Source organism: Curtobacterium sp. WHRI 8282, assembly GCF_040223925.2.
Lineage (GTDB): Bacteria > Actinomycetota > Actinomycetes > Actinomycetales > Microbacteriaceae > Curtobacterium > Curtobacterium flaccumfaciens.
The window spans coordinates 432,812-449,969 of the sequence record NZ_JBEHCD020000001.1 but is presented as its reverse complement, the minus strand read 5'-3'; the positions used below and the strand labels follow the sequence as shown (position 1 = coordinate 449,969).

Genomic DNA, 17,158 nt, shown 5'->3' with positions numbered 1-17,158 from the left:
GACGCGGACGACGTCGAGGCGCTCCGCGCGTTCCTCGTCGGTGCGGACCTGACCCTCGCTGGCCTCGACGAGCCGACGGTGCGGCTCTGGCTCGATCGCGACGACGGCGGCAGGGTGGTCGGCAGCACCGGGTTCGACGCGAGCGCTGACGGCCGGCACGTCCTCGTCCGGAGCGTGGCCGTCGCGCCGCAGCACCGCGGTTCCGGGGCCGGTACACGCCTGGCGCGGTTCGCGATCGAGCGGGCGACCGAGGCCGGTGCCGAGCGTGCGTGGCTGTTCTCGCGTCGCTCCGGTCCGTTCTGGCAGTCGCTCGGCTTCACGCCCGCCGACCGACAGGCACTGGCCGCCGCGCTGCCGGACACCCACCAGGTCCGACTGTTCCGCCGGACCGGGCAGTTGGACCACGAGGTCGCGTGGTCCCGCGGGCTGCCGGTGCGCTGACCGCCGCCTACGATGGACGGGTGCTGCTCGCGATCGACACCTCCGCCGGGACCTCCGTCGCCGTCGTCGACCCGGCCACCGGCCAGGCCCTCGCGATCCGCGACACCGAGGACAGCCGCCGGCATGCCGAGGTGATCGGCCCGTTTCTCGCCGAGACCCTCGCCGAGGCCGGCATCACCGGAGCCGACGTCACCGGCGTCGTCGCCGGCATGGGCCCCGGCCCCTTCACCGGCCTGCGAGTCGGCATCGCCGCCGCCCGCACCTTCGCCGCAGCCCGCGGCGTCCCCGTCCTGCCCCTCGTCAGCCACGACGCCGTCGCCCTCGACCAGCGCGACTCGGGGATCGCCGGGCCGTTCGTCGTCCTCACGGACGCCCGCCGCCGCGAGGTCTACTGGAGCGCCTACGACGCCGGCGGCGTCCGCGTGGCCGGCCCCGGACTCGTCAAGCCCGCCGATCTCGACGACGCGATCCGCGCCTCCCGGCCCGAAGCGGTGGGCTGGGACCGCGTGACGGTCGCGTCCATCCCGGCCTGGAGGCTCGGCTCACTCGCCGCGGACCGGCTCGCGTCCGGTGCGGCGTTCGACCAGGACACGCCCCTGTACCTGCGCGACCCCGACGTCACGGTGCCGGGTGCGCCGAAGCGGGTGAAGCAGTGACCCTGCCGGACGGGCTCCGCCTGCGGCGAGCACACCCGCAGGACCTCGACGACATCATGTGGCTCGAGCACGTCTCGTTCCCGACGGACGCCTGGTCGGCGTCGCAGATGTCCGGCGAGCTGTACTCACCGCACGGGTACTACGTCGTGATCGAGACGGCCGGCGACACCTCTGCCCCGCTGGTCGTCGGGTACGCCGGGCTCTCGTCGCTCGCGGGCAACCCGGTGGCCGACGTGCAGACCATCGCGGTCGCCGCGGACCAGCGCGGCAAGGGGCTCGGGAGGGTCCTGTTCACGGAGCTGCTCGACGAGGCGCGGCGCCGCGGTGTGCGCGAGGTGTTCCTCGAGGTGCGCGCGGACAACCCCGTGGCGCAGGCGATGTACACGGCGTTCGGGTTCGAGCACATCGCTACCCGACCGCGCTACTACCAACCGGACGGCGTCGACGCGTGGGTGATGCGGGCAGAGCTGCCCGCCCCGGACGCCGAGCGGTCGTCGGGCGTCGGACCCATCGGACAGGAGGCCCTCGGTGAGCGCGACTGAACCACTGGTGCTCGGCATCGAGACGAGCTGTGACGAAACCGGCGTCGGCATCGTGCGGGGGAGCACCCTGCTCGCGAACGTGATCGCCTCGAGCATGGACGAGCACGCGCGCTACGGCGGGGTCGTGCCCGAGGTCGCCGCACGGGCCCACCTGGAGGCGATGACCCCGACGCTGCACGAGGCACTCGACCGTGCCGGCGTCACCCTCGACGAACTCGACGCCGTCGCGGTGACCGCCGGGCCGGGCCTGGCCGGGGCGCTCATGGTCGGAGTGGGGGCCGCGAAGGCGCTCGCCGTGGCCACCGGCAAGCCCCTGTACGGCGTGAACCACCTGGTCGGGCACGTCGGCGCCGACGTGCTGCGCGAGGACGGCAGCGAGATCGAGCTGCCGACGATCGCGCTGCTGGTCTCCGGCGGTCACACGTCACTGCTGCTGGTGCGGGACCTGGTCGGCGACGTCGAACTGCTCGGCGAGACGATCGACGACGCGGCGGGCGAGGCGTTCGACAAGGTCGCGCGGCTGCTCGGACTGCCCTACCCCGGCGGCCCGCAGATCGACCGAGCCGCGGCCGACGGCGACCCCACTGCCATCCGGTTCCCCCGGGGACTGACGCTGCCGAAGGACATGGCCGCGCACCGGTACGACTTCTCGTTCTCGGGGCTCAAGACCGCCGTCGCACGGTGGGTCGAGCGCTGCCGCGACGAGGGCCGCGAGGTACCGGTGGCCGACGTCGCCGCGAGCTTCCGCGAGGCCGTCGTCGACGTCCTGCTGACCAAGGCCCTGAACGCGTGCCGCGACACCGGGGTCGACCGGCTGCTGCTCGGCGGTGGGGTCGTCGCGAACGCCCGACTGCGACAGGTCGCCGAGGAGCGCTGCGCGGCCGCTGGCGTGCGGCTCCGGATCCCGCCGTTCGACCTGTGCACAGACAACGGCGCGATGATCGCCGCCGTCGGCGCCCGACTCGTGGCCGAGGGGCACGCGCCGAGCGACCTCGGCATCGCCGCGGACTCGACCCTTCCGGTGACGACCGTCCAGGTCTGACCCGGTCTGACCAGCTCTGACCCGCTCTGATCAGGTCTGACCGGCCGCACCCGGTCGGTCGTCGGGAGCCTGTGGGAGGATTCACACGGGCGTCGGAGAGACCGGACGCCCGAGAGGGGTGGACGGTGTCCGATCAGAACGAGTGGCCGAAGCCGGGCGAGACGCCGAACGGCCCAGCGAACGGACAGCCCGATGGCTCGCCGGCCCCGGACGCCCCGCAGGCCCCCGACGCACCGCAGGCGCCGTCGGCCCCGGAAGCGCCCCAGAACCCGTACGGCCAGCAGCAGGACCCGTACGCGGCCTCGCAGCAGCAGGACCCGTACGCGGCCCCGCAGCAGCAGAACCCGTACGGCCAGCCGCAGCAGCCCCAGAACCCCTACGGCCAGCAGCAGCAGTCGAACCCGTACGGCCAGCAGCAGAACCCGTACGTGGCCCCGCAGCAGTCGAACCCGTACGCGCAGCAGCAGGACCCGTACGCGGCCCCGCAGCAGCAGAACGCCTACGGTGCCCCGCAGAACCCGTACGGCCAGCAGCAGAACCCGTACGCGCAGCCGCAGCAGCAGCCCTACGCGTCGAACCCGTACGCGTACCAGCCCTACGCGCAGCGCCCGAAGACGAACGTCCTGTCGATCCTGTCGATCGTCTTCGCGTTCGGCGGCATCATCATCTGGCCGATCATCATCCTGACGAGCCCGGCCGGCGCGATCATGGGCCACATCGCCCTCGGCAAGATCAAGCAGACCGGCGAGGGTGGCCGCGGCCTCGCGCTCGCCGGCATCATCGGTGGCTGGATCCTGACCGGACTGTTCATCCTGATCGTCGCCCTGGTGTGGATCTCGATCGCGAACGCGTCGGACTACTCGGACTACTCCGACTACAGCTCGAACTCCGGCGCCTTCGTCAGCTGACGCAGCCCCCGCGCAACGGGCACCACGAGCGGCCCCCGGCCGTCAGCCGACCGTGTCGGTGAGCCGCTCGCACAGGATCGCCGTGTGGCGTCCCTCCAGGCGGGTGAGCACGAGCGTGACGCGACCCGATCCGCGCAACCGCAGCCGTTTGCGGAACTGCGCCGGGTCGACGTCGACGCCGCGCTTCTTGATCTCCACGGTGCCGATGCCGTCGGCGGCGAGCCGCGCGGCCAGCCGCTTGACGTCGAGCGGCATCGTGTCGAGCACCCGGAAGCCCTGCGCGAAGGGCGTCGAGGCGGCGCGGTCGGACGTGACGTAGGCGATGCCGTCGGACAGCATGTGCCCGTCGAGGCCCCGTGCGAGGTCGCCGATCAGCCGTGCGCGGATCACGGCGCCGTCGGGCTCGTACAGGTAGGCACCGAGCGGTCCGACCTCGGCGTCGTCGGCGTCGGCCGCTCCGGTCATCTCGGCGATGCCGTGTGCACCGATGACGGTGGCGGCGCGGCGGATCCCTGGGCGGGCGAGGGGGCCGAACCACAGGGCGAGCTCCACGACCTCGCGGTCGACGGAGGTCCACTGCGCTTCGGCGGTGTCCGGGATCAGGTCGCGGTCGATGCCCGGACCGAGCTTCACGCCGGTCGGCGTCGTCGTGGCCGCGGCGAACACGGTGTCGAGCGAGGGTGACCAGTCGTCCGGGTCGGCGAGCCGGCGGGTGTCCGAGTGCCCGGAGGTGCGTCGTGCGGGGTCCATCCACACGCCGTCCACCGAGGACAGGTCGAAGGACGCGGCATCACCGAGCTCCACCCGTGCGTTCGGCCAGACCGCCAGGTTGTGGGTCGCGACGGCCGCGGTCACCTCGTCGCGATCGACGGCGGTGACGTCGAGGTCGAGCGCCGCCATCGCCATCGCGTCCCCGCCGATGCCGCAGCCGAGGTCGGCGACACGGGTCAGCCCGGCCGCGGCGAAGCGCCCGGCGTGCTGGGCCGCGACCTGCAGCCGGGTGGCCTGCTCGAGCCCGGCCTCGGTGAAGAGCATGCGGGAGGCGAAGTCGCCGAACTTGCCGCGGGCCTTCAGCCGCAGCTTCGCCTGGGTCAGCACCGCGGCGACCAGTCGGGGATCGTGGCCCTCGGCGCGCAGCCGGGACACCACGCGGACGATCTCGCCGCCGTCGGAGACGCCCGGGGTACGGTCGAGCAGGGCCATCCCGTCGGGGGTCAGCAGTGCGGTGAGTTCGGCGGCGTCCATGCGTCGATCCTCGCAGGTGCTGCGTGTTCTCCGGATGTGCTGGCACTCGGATTGACCGAGTGCCAGAGGCCCCCTAGAGTTGGCGTTGGCACTCTCCTGTGCGAAGTGCCAACCCGGTTTTCATCTGTACCGAGTCCGTACCGAGAAAGAAGAGGTCACCGTGGCCGTCAGCATCAAGCCGCTCGAGGATCGCATCGTCATCCGCCAGGTCGAGGCGGAGCAGACCACCGCTTCCGGTCTGGTCATCCCCGACACCGCGAAGGAGAAGCCCCAGGAGGGCGAGGTCGTCGCCGTGGGTCCGGGTCGCATCGACGACAACGGCAACCGCGTCCCGCTCGACGTCGCCGTGGGTGACAAGGTCATCTACTCCAAGTACGGCGGAACCGAGGTCAAGTACTCGGGCGAGGACCTGCTGGTCCTGTCGGCCCGCGACGTCCTCGCGGTCATCGTTCACTGAGTCGAGTACTCACCTCGGACGCCCCGTCCGGCCTTCGGGCCGACGGGGCGTCCGTGCGTCCGGGGACGGTCACCCCGGTGCTCCGGTCCTGACCAGCCCGCCATCAGCCCGCCTGGAGGCCCGGTGCGCGTCCCACGGGTCGGCGGTCGTTCCTAGGATGGTTCCGTGAGTGAACCGAGTCCGGCGCGACCCGTCCGCAGCGAGGCATCCGTCGGCGTGGTGCAGGCCATCGTGGCGTACGGGCTCTGGGGGCTGATGCCCCTGCTCTTCGCCGCCATGGCCCCCGCGGCGGCGTTCGAGATCGTGTCGTGGCGGATCGTCTTCGGCCTGGTGTTCTGCGCGGTGGCGATCGCGGTGACCCGGTCGTGGCTCCGCACCCGCACCCTGATGGCCCAGCGCCGTGTGATGCTCGTGATGGGGCTCGCCGCCGTCCTGATCCTGGTCAACTGGACCGTCTACGTCCTCGCGACGACCACCGGCCACACCGTCGAGGCGGCGCTCGGCTACTTCATCAACCCGCTCGTCACGATCGCGCTCGGCGTCGTGGTCCTGCGCGAACGCCTGCGTCCGGCGCAGTGGGCAGCCGTCGGGCTGAGCGTCGTGGCGGTCGTCGTCATCGCGATCGGCTACGGGCAGATGCCGTGGATCTCGCTGGCCCTGGCGTTCTCGTTCGGACTGTACGGCCTGGTGAAGAAGCGGGTCGGCGGCACCGTGGACGCCCTGAGCGGCCTGACGATCGAGACCGTGTGGCTGCTGCCGATCGCGGTCGTGGCGCTGGTGGTGCTCGGTGTGACCGGGCTCGGTGGCGGCGTGACGTTCACGAGCGAGGGCTGGGGGCACGCGGTCATCACCGTGCTGACCGGCCCGGCGACCGCGGTGCCGCTGCTGCTCTTCGCGTCGTCGGCTCGGCGGGTGAGCCTGTCGACGCTCGGGCTGACCCAGTACCTGGCGCCCGTGATGCAGCTGCTCGTCGGGGTGCTGGTGCAGCACGAGGAGATGTCCGCCGGGCGCTGGTTCGGCTTCGGCATCGTGTGGCTCGCGCTCGTGGTGCTGACGGCGGACTCGTTCGCCGCCGCGCGGGCGTCCCGTCGCCGGGCGCTCGCACCCACCCGGGTCGAGCCGGTCTGACGGACGCGCCACGGGCCTCCAGTCCGCCGACGCGAAAGCGACAGTCCCCCACGGAAGTTCCGTGGGGGACTGTCGCGTTCGCGAGCGGTGCCGGGCTGAGCCCTACTTCTTCACCGCACCCTGGATGGCGCTCTGGTAGACGGGCTTGTTGTCGGCGTCGAACTTGTAGATGCCGATGTAGGCGGCCGACGGGTCGTTGTTCTCGTCGAACGGACCGATGCCGGACGGGCCGGTGTAGTGGATGTCCTTGCCGTCGTCCAGGAGCGTCTTGCACTCCTTGAACGTCGCGCACTCGGTGCCGCCGTCAGCACCCGACACCGCAGCCATGTTGGCCTGGATGGTGCCGGAGTCGGTGCCCTTGCCCTTCACCGCGGCGAGGGCGGCGAGGACGGTGGCGTCGTAGGACTCCGCCGCGTACGAGTAGTCGGCGAGCGTCTTGCCCGACGAGTCCTTGTAGAACGCAGCGAGCTGCTTCTTGAAGTCGTCCTTCGGCGAGGCACCGGGGATGGTGCCCTGGGCGCCGGTCAGGGTGCCCTTGTCGAAGTCCTTCGAGTAGTCCGCCGTGTTGCCGTCGGACATGTAGATCTTCGCTTCGTTGCCCTGCGAGACGAGCTCCGGGATGATCGACTTCGTCTCGTCGAAGGCGAGGACGACGATCGCGTCGGGCTTCGCGGCCAGGGCCGCGGTCACCTCGGACGAGAACGTGGTCTGGCCGGGCGGGAACTCCTGGCCCTCACCCTTGCCGCCGTAGACGACCTGGCCGCCCGACGCCTCGACCGCAGCCTGCACGGAGTTGCGGAGGCCGGTGCCGTACGTGTCGTTGAAGACCAGGAAGGCGACCTTCGCGTTGCCGTCACCGGTCACGAGCTGGCCGAGCGCGGAACCCTGCACCGAGTCCGGCGGTGCGGTCCGGTAGTAGTACGACGAGTAGCCGGAGAGGTCGGTCGCGGTGTTCGCGGGCGAGATCTCGACGATGCAGTTGCTCGTCAGCTGGTCGATGACGTTCAGCGTGACCGACGAGGACTCGGCGCCGATCGCGACCGGCACCTTCGCGTTGACGAGCTTCGTCGCGGCGGAGCTCGACACGGTCATGTCGTTGCTGTCACCGGAGTCGGTCGCCGGGTCGATCGTGACGTCCTTGTCGAGGACGCCGCCCGCGGCGTTGATGTCCTTGACGGCCAGGCCGACACCGGACTCGGCCGGCGGGTTGAGGTAGGCCAGCGAACCGGTCAGGGGCAGGATCGTGCCGATCTTCAGCGCGTCCGTACCGGGGGTGTCCGGGGCCTTGCAGCTGGCGGCGGGATCCTTCTTCGCATCGCTCGACGCCGAGCTCGAGGGGGAAGCACTGCCGGTGGTGGAACACGCGGCGAGGAGGACGGCTGCTGCGCCCGCCAACGCCAGTGCCGCGGTGGCACGGGTGGTTCTGATCATCCGTGGAGCCCTTTCTCTGCGCGGAGGCTGTGCCGCTTCGGGTGAATGCGACGCCTCCACTGGATGTCGAGAAACGTAGGGTCCATGTGTTTCGCCCGTGTGACGGGGCGGTACGCAAAGGTGTTTCGTTACCGAGCCGTGACGTTCCTGTGCGCAGGGACAGGGATCGGCGTAGGAGCGGCGGTGCCAGCGTGGCGACCCGACCTGCGCCAGGCGGATGGTCCGGCAGGGCGCCCGGGAGGCCCGGCGTACGTTCCGCCGCATGAGCGACTTCCAGCCCACCAAGGCCATCGTCACCGGCTCCGAATCCGGGATCGGCCGTGCGACCGCCGTCGCACTCGCCGAAGCCGGCATGGACGTCGGCATCACCTACCTGTCCGAACCCGACCGTGCCGAGGAGACCGCGGAGGAGGTCCGGAAGACCGGTCGTCAGGCCTTCGTCGAGCAGATCGACGTCTCCGACCTCGCCGGGGCGGCCGCCGTCGTCGACCGCCTCGTCTCGCAGCTGGGCGGCGTCGACGTCTTCGTGGCCGACGCCGGCACCGGCGACAACGCCCCGTTCCTCGAGATGACCCTCGACCAGTGGCGCCACACGGTGTCGACCGACCTCGACGGCGCCTTCGTCACGATGCAGGCTGCCGCGAAGCACATGGTGCAGGCCGGCACCGGCGGCCGGATCATCGGCATCACGAGCGTGCACGAACACCAGCCCCGCTACGGCTCGAGCGCCTACGACGCCGCCAAGCACGGGCTCGGCGGCCTGCTGAAGACCATGGCGATCGAGCTCGCCGAGCACGGCATCACCGTGAACGCCGTCGCCCCCGGCGAGATCGCCACCCGGATGACCGGCGCCGAGGACGAGGACCCGCACACCATCGACCGTCCCGGTGTGCCGCTCGGCCGTCCGGGCAACGCGTGGGAGATCGCGGCAGCCGTGGCGTTCCTGGCCTCGCGTGCGTCGTCCTACATCACCGGGGTGTCCCTGCCGGTGGACGGCGGGATGCTGCAGATGGGCCCGCACGGCGGCTCGCACATCACGTCGAACGACTGGCGTTCGGCGTAGGAGCTCGGCCGGCGGTCCGGCGCGCTGGCGGTCCGGCCGGTCTAGCGGTCCGGTCAGCAGGCCGGTCGCCGGGCTGCTCAGCTCGGCTGGCTGGCTTCCTCGTCGAGTTCGGCCTGGGACCGCAGGACGCAGAACTCGTTGCCCTCCGGGTCGGCGAAGACCACCCACCCGCCGTCCGGGTGGCGCAGGTCGGCGAGCTCCACGGCACCGATGCTGCGGAGCCGCTCGACCTCTTCGTCGCGGGTGCGGTCGGTGGGGCGCAGGTCGAAGTGGATCCGGTTCTTCACGGTCTTCGCCTCGGGCACCTCGATGAAGAGCACGGTGTGCGATCGGTCGGGTGCCGTGATCTCGCACTCCTCGTGTCCGGGAGCGTTCGGGTCGTCGGGCAGGTCGACGTACCCGAGCACCTGCTTCCACCACTCCGACTGGGCGTAGGCGTCGCGGGAGTCGATCGTGGTGTGTGAGACGGCGCTGACCATGCGGTGACACTACCGCCGTGGGACGCAGCACGCCCCCGCTCCACAGGGGAACGGGGGCGTGCTGTCGAACGCTGTCTAGCTGCGGTAGTTCGGCGCCTCGACGACCATCTGGACGTCGTGCGGGTGGGACTCCTTGAGCCCCGCCGCCGTGATGCGGACGAACTTGCCACGGGCCTTCAGCTCGGGGATCGTGCGACCGCCGACGTAGAACATCGACTGCCGCAGCCCTCCGGTGAGCTGGTAGACGACGTTGCCGACCGAGCCGCGGTAGGGCACCTGGCCCTCGATGCCCTCGGGGATGAGCTTGTCGTCGTTCGGCACGTCCGCCTGGAAGTAGCGGTCCTTCGAGTACGAGGTCTTCTTGCCACGGGTCTGCAGAGCCCCGAGGGACCCCATGCCGCGGTAGGCCTTGAACTGCTTGCCGTTCACGAACACCAGGTCACCGGGGGACTCGTCGGTGCCGGCCAGCAGCGAGCCGAGCATGACGGTGTCGGCACCGGCCACCAGGGCCTTCGCGATGTCGCCGGAGTACTGCAGGCCGCCGTCGGCGATGATCGGCACACCGGCTTCGCGTGCGGCGAGGGAGGCCTCGTACACGGCGGTCACCTGCGGTACACCCACACCGGCGACGACGCGCGTGGTGCAGATGGAGCCCGGGCCGACACCGACCTTGACGGCGTCCACACCGGCGTCGATGAGCGCCTGGGCACCCGCGCGGGTGGCGACGTTGCCGCCGATGACGTCGATCGCGTCGAACGTCGGGTCGGCCTTGAGACGGCGGACCATGTCGAGCACGCCTTCGCTCTCACCGTTGGCGGTGTCGACGACGAGCACGTCGACGCCGGCGTCGCGCAGGGCCTCGGCACGCTGCCACGCGTCGCCGAAGAAGCCGATCGCGGCACCGACGCGGAGCCGGCCCTCGTCGTCCTTCGTTGCGTCCGGGTACTGCTCGCTCTTGTCGAAGTCCTTGACGGTGATGAGGCCGCGGAGCTTGCCCTCGGCGTCGACCAGCGGCAGCTTCTCGATCTTGTGCTGCGCGAAGATGGCGATCGCCTCTTCGGGGTCGATGCCCTCCATCGCGGTGATCAGCGGGGCCTTCGTCATGACGTCGCGCACGTACGTGGTGGCCTGCTCGAACGTGGCCACGAAGCGCATGTCGCGGTTCGTGATGATGCCGACGAGGGTGCCGTCCTGCTCGACGACCGGCAGGCCGGAGACGCGGAACTGGCCGCAGAGTGCGTCGACCTCGGCCACGGTGGCGTCCGGGGTGGTGGTCACCGGGTTGGTGATCATGCCCGACTCGGAGCGCTTGACCTTGTCGACGTAGGCAGCCTGGTCCTCGATGGACAGGTTGCGGTGCAGGATCCCGATGCCGCCCTGGCGCGCCATGGCGATGGCCATGCGGGCTTCGGTGACGGTGTCCATCGCGGCGGAGAGCAGCGGGACGTTGACAGAGATCCGCTTGGTGAGCCGGGACGCCGTGGACGCCTCGCTCGGGATGACGTCGGTGTGCCCGGGCAGCAGCATGACGTCGTCGTACGTGAGTCCGATGAATCCGAACGGATCCGGCTGGTCCATGGGTCCCCTTCGTGGGCGAGTGAAGTGTCGAGACACCGGGAACACGACGACGGGTTCCGGATAGGACATGGTAACGCGAGCGGCTGTCGCCGCATTCCGCCTGGAGGCACGGATCGCGCCCGCCTCGGAGCATTCCTCCACAACGTCACAGTTCGGGTACGAATCACACAGGGAACGTGTTGGAAACACGGGTGTCACAAAATCCCCATAGGTTCCTCGTCATCCGAACGAGAGGCTCTTCCGTGGGATCCATCACTCCTCCGGGACGGGCGCAGCCGCGCCTGTTCCGCCTCCGCCACGCACGACGACGACCGGTCCTGGCGGCCGTGCTCGTCGCCGCGTTCCTGGCGACCTTCCTGATCGACTGGGCGGTCACCCTGCCGGCCTTCAGTGCCACCTCGGCACCGGCCACCAGCCAGGCGTGCACCGTCAGCCCCGACAACGGGTGCATCCAGGGCACGATCACCGATTCCGAGCGTGAACCGGCCGAGGGCGTCGACGTCGACGTGACCGGCCCGAGTGGCTTCGACCAGACGGCCAGGACCAACGGCGACGGCCGCTGGTCGGTCAGCGTCGACACGGCCGGCGAGTACACGGTGAGCGTCGACCAGGGCACCCTGCCGAAGGGCCAGTACCTGACGAACGCCGCCGACGCCGAGCGCAAGGTGCAGGCCACCCTGAACGCCAACGTCGGGCAGATCTTCCAGCTGTCCGACCAGAAGGGCGCCACGACCTCGACGGACTCGTCGGGTGTGAGCATCCAGCGGGCCTGGCAGCAGTTCGCCTCCGGGCTCCGGCTCGGGCTCCTCATCGCCCTGGCGTCCATCGGGCTCTCGCTCATCTACGGCACGACGGGGCTGTCGAGCTTCTCGCACGGCGAGCAGGTCACCCTCGGCGGTCTGCTGGCGTACGTGTTCGCCAACCAGCTCGGCTGGAACATCTGGGTCACCGGCATCGTCGTCACGCTGTTGTGCGCCGCGACCGGGTACCTGCAGGACGCCGCGATCTGGCGGCCGCTCCGGCGACGGCGCATCAGCCTGACGCAGCTCATGATCGTGACGATCGGTCTGTCGATCGCCGCCCAGTACGCGTTCCAGTACTTCTTCGGAGCCTCGACGGTCCGCATCCAGCAGGGCAACCCGGAGACCGTGCGGTTCGCCGGCGTCACCCTGACGGTGCAGTCCTACGTCGCCATGGGGATCGCCCTCGTGGTCCTCGTCGCGACCGGGCTCTTCCTGGCGAAGACGCGCTTCGGCCGGGCGACCCGCGCCGTGTCCGACAACCCGGCGCTCGCCGCGGCCTCCGGCATCGACGTCGACCGGGTGATCCGCTTCGTGTGGACGCTCGCCGCCGGCCTCGCGGGGCTCTCCGGCGTGATGCTCGGACTCGTCCTGAACGGCGTGAACTGGCAGACCGGGCTCCAGCTGCTCCTGCTCATGTTCGCCTCGGTCACGCTCGGTGGCCTCGGCACGGCGTACGGCGCCCTGGTCGGCTCGATGATCATCGGCGTCGTCGTGGAGCTCACGAACCTGGTGCTCCCCGGTGACTTCAAGTACGCCACCGCCCTCGTCATCCTCATCCTCATCCTGCTGTTCCGGCCGCAGGGCATCTTCGGCCGCGCCGAGCGGATCGGCTAAGGGAGCACGCGCATGGACTACATCCTCAACCTGCTGTCCTCGCTCACCCAGGAGGCACTCGCCCCGACGACGGCCGCGTTCGCCCTGGCCGCGATCGGCCTGAACGTGCACTTCGGGCTCACCGGCCTCGTGAACATGGGCCAGGCGGCGTTCCTGCTGCTCGGCGCCTACGGCTTCGCGATCTCGATCACGAACGGGCTGCCGTTCGTGATGGCGGTCCTCATCGCCCTGCTCGTCGCGATCGTGTTCGCGATCATCCTCGGCATCCCGACCCTGCGGTTGCGCGGCGACTACCTGGCGATCGTCACGATCTCCGGGGCCGAGATCATCCGCATGGTGGGCCGCTCGAGCCTGCTCACCTCGACCACGGGCGGCTCGAACGGCATCACCGGGTCGAGCTACCGCGACCCGTTCACGGCCCTCAGCCCGCTGCCCGACGGAACCACCACGATCCTGTGGTTCACGTACGCGAACAACGGCGTCAACGGCTGGTGGATCCGCATCGCGGCGTGGGCCATGGTCGCCCTGTTCACCCTGGTGCTCTTCCTGCTCATGCGCAGCCCGTGGGGCCGCGTGGTGAAGGCCATCCGCGAGGACGAGGACGCCGTCCGCTCGCTCGGCAAGAACGTCTACTCGTACAAGATGCAGGCGCTCGTGTTCGGTGGGGCGCTCGGTGCGATCGCGGGCATCATCTACGTGCTGCCGAGTTCGGTGCAACCGGACGCCATGGGCCGATCGATGACGTTCTTCATCTGGACGGCGCTCATCCTCGGTGGTGCGGCGACGGTGTTCGGACCGGTGCTCGGAGCCGTGCTCTTCTTCGTCGTCCGGCTCTTCATCCGCACGCTGGCCGGCGACTTCATCCCCGACTCGATCATGAACGCGCAGCAGGCCGAGCAGTTCTCGTACGTGCTCGTCGGCGTCGCGCTCATGCTGCTCATCGTGTTCCGTCCACAGGGGTTGCTCGGCAACAAGAAGGAGCTGACGTTCAGTGTCTGAGACCTACGGCCACCCCAAGGCCGACCCGATCCTCACCGTCGACGACGTCACCCGCCGCTTCGGGGGCATGACCGCCGTGGACGTCGACCACCTCGAGGTCCAGCGCGGTTCCATCACGGCCCTGATCGGCCCGAACGGCGCCGGCAAGACCACGTTCTTCAACCTGCTCACCGGGTTCGACAAGCCGAGCCCGGGTGCGAAGACCCAGTTCAACGGCGCCACGCTGCAGAAGACGAGCGCGACGCACATCGCGAACAAGGGCATGGTCCGCACCTTCCAGCTGACCAAGGCGCTGTCCCGGCTCACCGTGATGCAGAACATGCTGCTCGGTGCCCGCGACCAGCCCGGCGAGAACTTCTTCGCCGCCCTGGTCAAGCCGGTGTGGGCGAAGCGGGAGCGCGAGATCACGGCCAAGGCCGAGGACCTCCTCGCCCGGTTCAAGCTCGACACGAAGGCGGACGACTACGCCGGTTCGCTGTCCGGCGGGCAGCGCAAGCTGCTCGAGATGGCCCGGGCGCTGATGTCCGACCCGACGATGATCATGCTGGACGAGCCGATGGCCGGCGTGAACCCCGCGCTCACCCAGTCGCTCCTCGGGCACATCCAGTCCCTGCGCGACGACGGCATGACCGTGCTCTTCGTCGAGCACGACATGCACATGGTCCGGCACATCTCGGACTGGGTGGTCGTGATGGCCGAGGGCAAGGTCGTCGCCGAGGGCCCGGCGGACACGGTGATGGACGACCAGGCCGTGATCGACGCCTACCTCGGTGCGCACCACGACACCGACCTGGGTGACGACTCGCTCCTCACCGAGGAGACCTTCGAGGAACTGGCGGAGGAAGTCGCCGAAGAGGACGCAGCAGAGGAGACGACCCGATGACGGACGCAACGGACCCCACGAACGCGAGCAGTGCCTCCAGTCCGTCCCCGGCGGCCACGCTGGAACGCGAGCCGGTGCTCAGCGCGAAGAACCTCGTCGCCGGCTACCTGCCGGGCGTGAACATCCTGAACGGCTGCGACCTGGACTGCTACCCGGGCGAGCTCATCGGCATCATCGGGCCGAACGGTGCGGGCAAGTCGACGCTCCTCAAGGCCCTGTTCGGGCTCGTGTCCATCCGCGAGGGATCGGTGACCCTGCAGGGGGACGACATCACGAACCTCAAGGCGAACAAGCTCGTGCAGGCCGGTGTCGGCTTCGTGCCGCAGACGAACAACGTGTTCCCCTCGCTGTCGATCGAGGAGAACCTGCAGATGGGGCTGTACCTGCGGCCACGGAAGTTCGCCGAACGGCTCGAGGTCATCTACGACCTGTTCCCGGTCCTCGCCCAGCGGCGCAACCAGCGGGCCGGATCGCTCTCGGGTGGTGAGCGGCAGTCGGTCGCGATGGCCCGTGCGCTGATGATGGACCCGAAGGTGTTGCTGCTCGACGAGCCGAGCGCCGGACTGTCCCCCGTGCGTCAGGACGAGACGTTCCTGCGGACCCGCCGGATCAACAAGGCCGGTGTGTCGATCATCATGGTGGAGCAGAACGCGCGACGCTGTCTGCAGATCTGCGATCGTGGGTACGTGCTCGACCAGGGGAAGAACGCGTACTCGGGCACCGGGAAGGAACTCGCTGACGACCCCAAGGTCATCGAGCTCTACCTGGGGACGCTCGCCAAGGACGTCGACGCACAGCGCTAGCGCTGTCGTCGACTACGGGTACCGCTGTGGGGGTGGTATCCGTGACGGGTGGGGCCGTGCGTGGTCGCTTCGCGCCGCACGGCCCCGCTCCTGTACCCGGCCCGGAGGCGCGGCTCGCCCCGCGTCGCATGACTGTGGTCGCGTGACGCCGTCGTGTTCCGTTGACGCCGCGGTCCCGTCGAGACGCCTCGAAATTCGGCGGTGTCTCGTGGGCGTGGCGGTGCCCCGCGCGGACGACGGCGTCTTCCGTTGACGACGGCGTCGCCCGTCGTACCCGGCCCGGAGGCGCGGCTCGCACCGCGCGGGTCGGTATCGTTCCGCGGGTGCGCACCTCCGGACCCCTCGTGCTCGACGCCCTCGTCTGGCTCGTGTTCATCGCGCTCTTCGTCGGCGCGGCGTTGCTCGTCAAGGTCGCGGCCGTGCTGCTCGTCGTCCTCGTGGTGCTCGCGCTCCTGCTCGGCTTCGTGCTGCGGGCGCTCCGGAAGCGCCGACGGGCGCCGCGGCGTCCGCGCTGACGGCTCCGCGGTGACGGCTGCGCGCTGACGACTGCGTGGTGACGGCTGCGTGGTGCGAGGTTCCGCACGTCGTGCGACCCTCGCGACCTCGCACCGGACACGGAACCTCGCACCGTACGCGGCGCCCTCGCACCGTACGCGGCAGGCCTCGCACGGTGCGAGGTTGCCCGCCGCCCGCACCGTCCGGCCCGTGCACGCCGCAGAGCCCGCCCGGTAGGCTGTCCGGGTGAGCGAAGTCGAGATCGGTGCAGGCAAGCGCGGACGTCGGGCGTACGCGTTCGACGACATCGCAGTGGTCCCCTCCAGGCGGACGCGTGACCCGCGCGACGTCAGCGTGCAGTGGTCGATCGACGCGTTCACGTTCGCGTCGCCGATCCTGTCGGCGCCGATGGACTCCGTGTCCTCGCCGGCGACGGTCATCCAGATGGGCAAGCTCGGCATCCTCGGTGTGCTCGACCTCGAGGGCCTGTGGACCCGCTACGAGGACCCGACCCCGTACTACGACGAGATCAAGTCGCTCACCGACGGCAACGTCACGAAGCGCATGCAGGAGATCTACTCCGAGCCGATCAAGGCCGAGCTGATCACCGCACGCCTGGCCGAGATCCGCGCAGCCGGGGTGCCGGTCGCCGGTTCGCTCAGCCCGCAGCGCACCCAGGAGTTCTCGAAGACGGTCGTCGACGCCGGTGTCGACCTGTTCGTCATCCGCGGCACCACGGTCTCGGCCGAGCACGTCTCCCAGACCGAGGAACCCCTCAACCTCAAGAAGTTCATCTACGAGCTCGACGTCCCGGTGATCGTGGGTGGCGCCTCGACGTACACGTCGGCGCTGCACCTCATGCGCACCGGTGCGGCCGGCGTGCTCGTCGGCTTCGGTGGCGGCGCTGCGTCGACCACCCGCGCCGCGCTCGGCATCCACGCCCCGATGGCCACTGCCGTCGCGGACGTCGCCGGGGCCCGTCGTGACTACCTCGACGAGTCGGGCGGCCGCTACGTGCACGTCATCGCCGACGGCGGGCTCGACACCGCGGGCGACATCGTCAAGGCCATCGCCGTGGGCGCCGACGCCGTCATGCTCGGCACCGCACTGGCCCGTGCGACCGAGGCTCCGGGTGGTGGCTACCACTGGGGTGCCGAGGCGCACCACCCCGAGCTGCCCCGCGGCCGCCGGGTCGAGGTGGGCACGATCGCCCCGCTCGAGAACGTCCTGAACGGCCCGACGCCGACCCACGACGGCCGCGCGAACCTCGTCGGTGCCCTGCGCCGCTCGATGGCGACGACCGGATACTCCGACGCCAAGGAGTTCCAGCGAGTAGAAGTGGTCGTGGCGCCGTACCACCAGTGACGGTGG

General features: G+C 70.2%; 18 protein-coding genes. 14 read left to right on the top strand and 4 right to left on the bottom strand.

Annotated elements, in window-relative coordinates; all coding sequences use genetic code 11:
* Positions 1-78 precede the first annotated feature (78 nt).
* From ABRP24_RS02155 to ABRP24_RS02135, 5 genes are all read left to right on the top strand, one after another.
* On the top strand, positions 79-441 hold the full coding sequence (locus ABRP24_RS02155) for a GNAT family N-acetyltransferase (protein ID WP_349847683.1): 363 nt from the start codon (positions 79-81) through the stop codon (positions 439-441).
* Positions 442-461: 20 nt separating this feature from the next.
* Positions 462-1,097, top strand: a complete 636-nt coding sequence (gene tsaB, locus ABRP24_RS02150) for a tRNA (adenosine(37)-N6)-threonylcarbamoyltransferase complex dimerization subunit type 1 TsaB (RefSeq protein WP_349847684.1) — start codon at positions 462-464, stop codon at positions 1,095-1,097.
* Positions 1,094-1,639 (top strand): ribosomal protein S18-alanine N-acetyltransferase, encoded by a 546-nt coding sequence (gene rimI / locus ABRP24_RS02145; RefSeq protein ID WP_301581804.1) that lies wholly within the window; start codon positions 1,094-1,096, stop codon positions 1,637-1,639. The genes tsaB and rimI overlap by 4 nt, the downstream gene beginning before the upstream one ends.
* A complete protein-coding gene (gene tsaD, locus ABRP24_RS02140; RefSeq protein WP_111191886.1) occupies positions 1,626-2,681 on the top strand; it encodes a tRNA (adenosine(37)-N6)-threonylcarbamoyltransferase complex transferase subunit TsaD in 1,056 nt (351 codons plus the stop codon). The genes rimI and tsaD overlap by 14 nt, the downstream gene beginning before the upstream one ends.
* A gap of 125 nt (positions 2,682-2,806) precedes the next feature.
* The gene (locus ABRP24_RS02135; RefSeq protein ID WP_349847685.1) at positions 2,807-3,589 is read left to right on the top strand and encodes a DUF4190 domain-containing protein; all 783 of its coding nucleotides are present in this window, start codon (positions 2,807-2,809) and stop codon (positions 3,587-3,589) included.
* A 42-nt stretch (positions 3,590-3,631) separates the two neighbouring features.
* Here the strand turns inward: ABRP24_RS02135 and ABRP24_RS02130 are convergent, their stop codons facing one another.
* Positions 3,632-4,834, bottom strand: a complete 1,203-nt coding sequence (locus tag ABRP24_RS02130; protein WP_071245445.1) for a class I SAM-dependent methyltransferase — start codon at positions 4,832-4,834, stop codon at positions 3,632-3,634.
* Positions 4,835-4,994: 160 nt separating this feature from the next.
* On the opposite strand from ABRP24_RS02130, the gene groES reads away from it, so the two are divergent.
* Both groES and rarD read left to right on the top strand, forming a co-directional pair.
* Positions 4,995-5,291, top strand: coding sequence for a co-chaperone GroES (groES, locus tag ABRP24_RS02125; protein ID WP_017885484.1), 297 nt, complete (start codon positions 4,995-4,997; stop codon positions 5,289-5,291).
* A 165-nt stretch (positions 5,292-5,456) separates the two neighbouring features.
* The gene (rarD, locus tag ABRP24_RS02120; RefSeq protein WP_071245443.1) at positions 5,457-6,419 is read left to right on the top strand and encodes an EamA family transporter RarD; all 963 of its coding nucleotides are present in this window, start codon (positions 5,457-5,459) and stop codon (positions 6,417-6,419) included.
* Between the two features lie 102 nt (positions 6,420-6,521).
* Here the strand turns inward: rarD and ABRP24_RS02115 are convergent, their stop codons facing one another.
* Positions 6,522-7,850, bottom strand: a complete 1,329-nt coding sequence (locus tag ABRP24_RS02115) for an ABC transporter substrate-binding protein (RefSeq protein ID WP_071245441.1) — start codon at positions 7,848-7,850, stop codon at positions 6,522-6,524.
* Positions 7,851-8,112: 262 nt separating this feature from the next.
* On the opposite strand from ABRP24_RS02115, the gene ABRP24_RS02110 reads away from it, so the two are divergent.
* Positions 8,113-8,913 carry an SDR family oxidoreductase gene (locus tag ABRP24_RS02110; protein WP_071245669.1) on the top strand — a complete coding sequence of 267 codons (801 nt, stop codon included), beginning with the start codon at positions 8,113-8,115 and terminating at the stop codon, positions 8,911-8,913.
* Positions 8,914-8,990: 77 nt separating this feature from the next.
* On the opposite strand, the gene ABRP24_RS02105 is transcribed toward ABRP24_RS02110, so the two are convergent.
* Positions 8,991-9,392, bottom strand: coding sequence for a VOC family protein (locus ABRP24_RS02105; protein ID WP_301599776.1), 402 nt, complete (start codon positions 9,390-9,392; stop codon positions 8,991-8,993).
* Positions 9,393-9,467: 75 nt separating this feature from the next.
* The gene (gene guaB, locus ABRP24_RS02100) at positions 9,468-10,970 is read right to left on the bottom strand and encodes an IMP dehydrogenase (RefSeq protein ID WP_027466700.1); all 1,503 of its coding nucleotides are present in this window, start codon (positions 10,968-10,970) and stop codon (positions 9,468-9,470) included.
* Positions 10,971-11,296: 326 nt separating this feature from the next.
* On the opposite strand from guaB, the gene ABRP24_RS02095 reads away from it, so the two are divergent.
* From ABRP24_RS02095 to ABRP24_RS02070, 6 genes are all read left to right on the top strand, one after another.
* Positions 11,297-12,607: a branched-chain amino acid ABC transporter permease gene (locus ABRP24_RS02095; RefSeq protein WP_371836725.1), complete on the top strand. Its 1,311-nt coding sequence runs from the start codon at positions 11,297-11,299 to the stop codon at positions 12,605-12,607.
* Between the two features lie 12 nt (positions 12,608-12,619).
* Positions 12,620-13,606 (top strand): branched-chain amino acid ABC transporter permease, encoded by a 987-nt coding sequence (locus tag ABRP24_RS02090; RefSeq protein WP_027466698.1) that lies wholly within the window; start codon positions 12,620-12,622, stop codon positions 13,604-13,606.
* Positions 13,599-14,489: an ABC transporter ATP-binding protein gene (locus ABRP24_RS02085; RefSeq protein WP_027466697.1), complete on the top strand. Its 891-nt coding sequence runs from the start codon at positions 13,599-13,601 to the stop codon at positions 14,487-14,489. The genes ABRP24_RS02090 and ABRP24_RS02085 overlap by 8 nt, the downstream gene beginning before the upstream one ends.
* On the top strand, positions 14,486-15,292 hold the full coding sequence (locus ABRP24_RS02080; protein WP_027466696.1) for an ABC transporter ATP-binding protein: 807 nt from the start codon (positions 14,486-14,488) through the stop codon (positions 15,290-15,292). The genes ABRP24_RS02085 and ABRP24_RS02080 overlap by 4 nt, the downstream gene beginning before the upstream one ends.
* Before the next feature lie 323 nt (positions 15,293-15,615).
* Complete coding sequence (locus tag ABRP24_RS02075) at positions 15,616-15,807, top strand: hypothetical protein (protein ID WP_027466695.1); 192 nt, start codon at positions 15,616-15,618, stop codon at positions 15,805-15,807.
* Positions 15,808-16,033: 226 nt separating this feature from the next.
* Positions 16,034-17,152 (top strand): GuaB3 family IMP dehydrogenase-related protein, encoded by a 1,119-nt coding sequence (locus tag ABRP24_RS02070; RefSeq protein ID WP_027466694.1) that lies wholly within the window; start codon positions 16,034-16,036, stop codon positions 17,150-17,152.
* Positions 17,153-17,158: the final 6 nt, after the last annotated feature.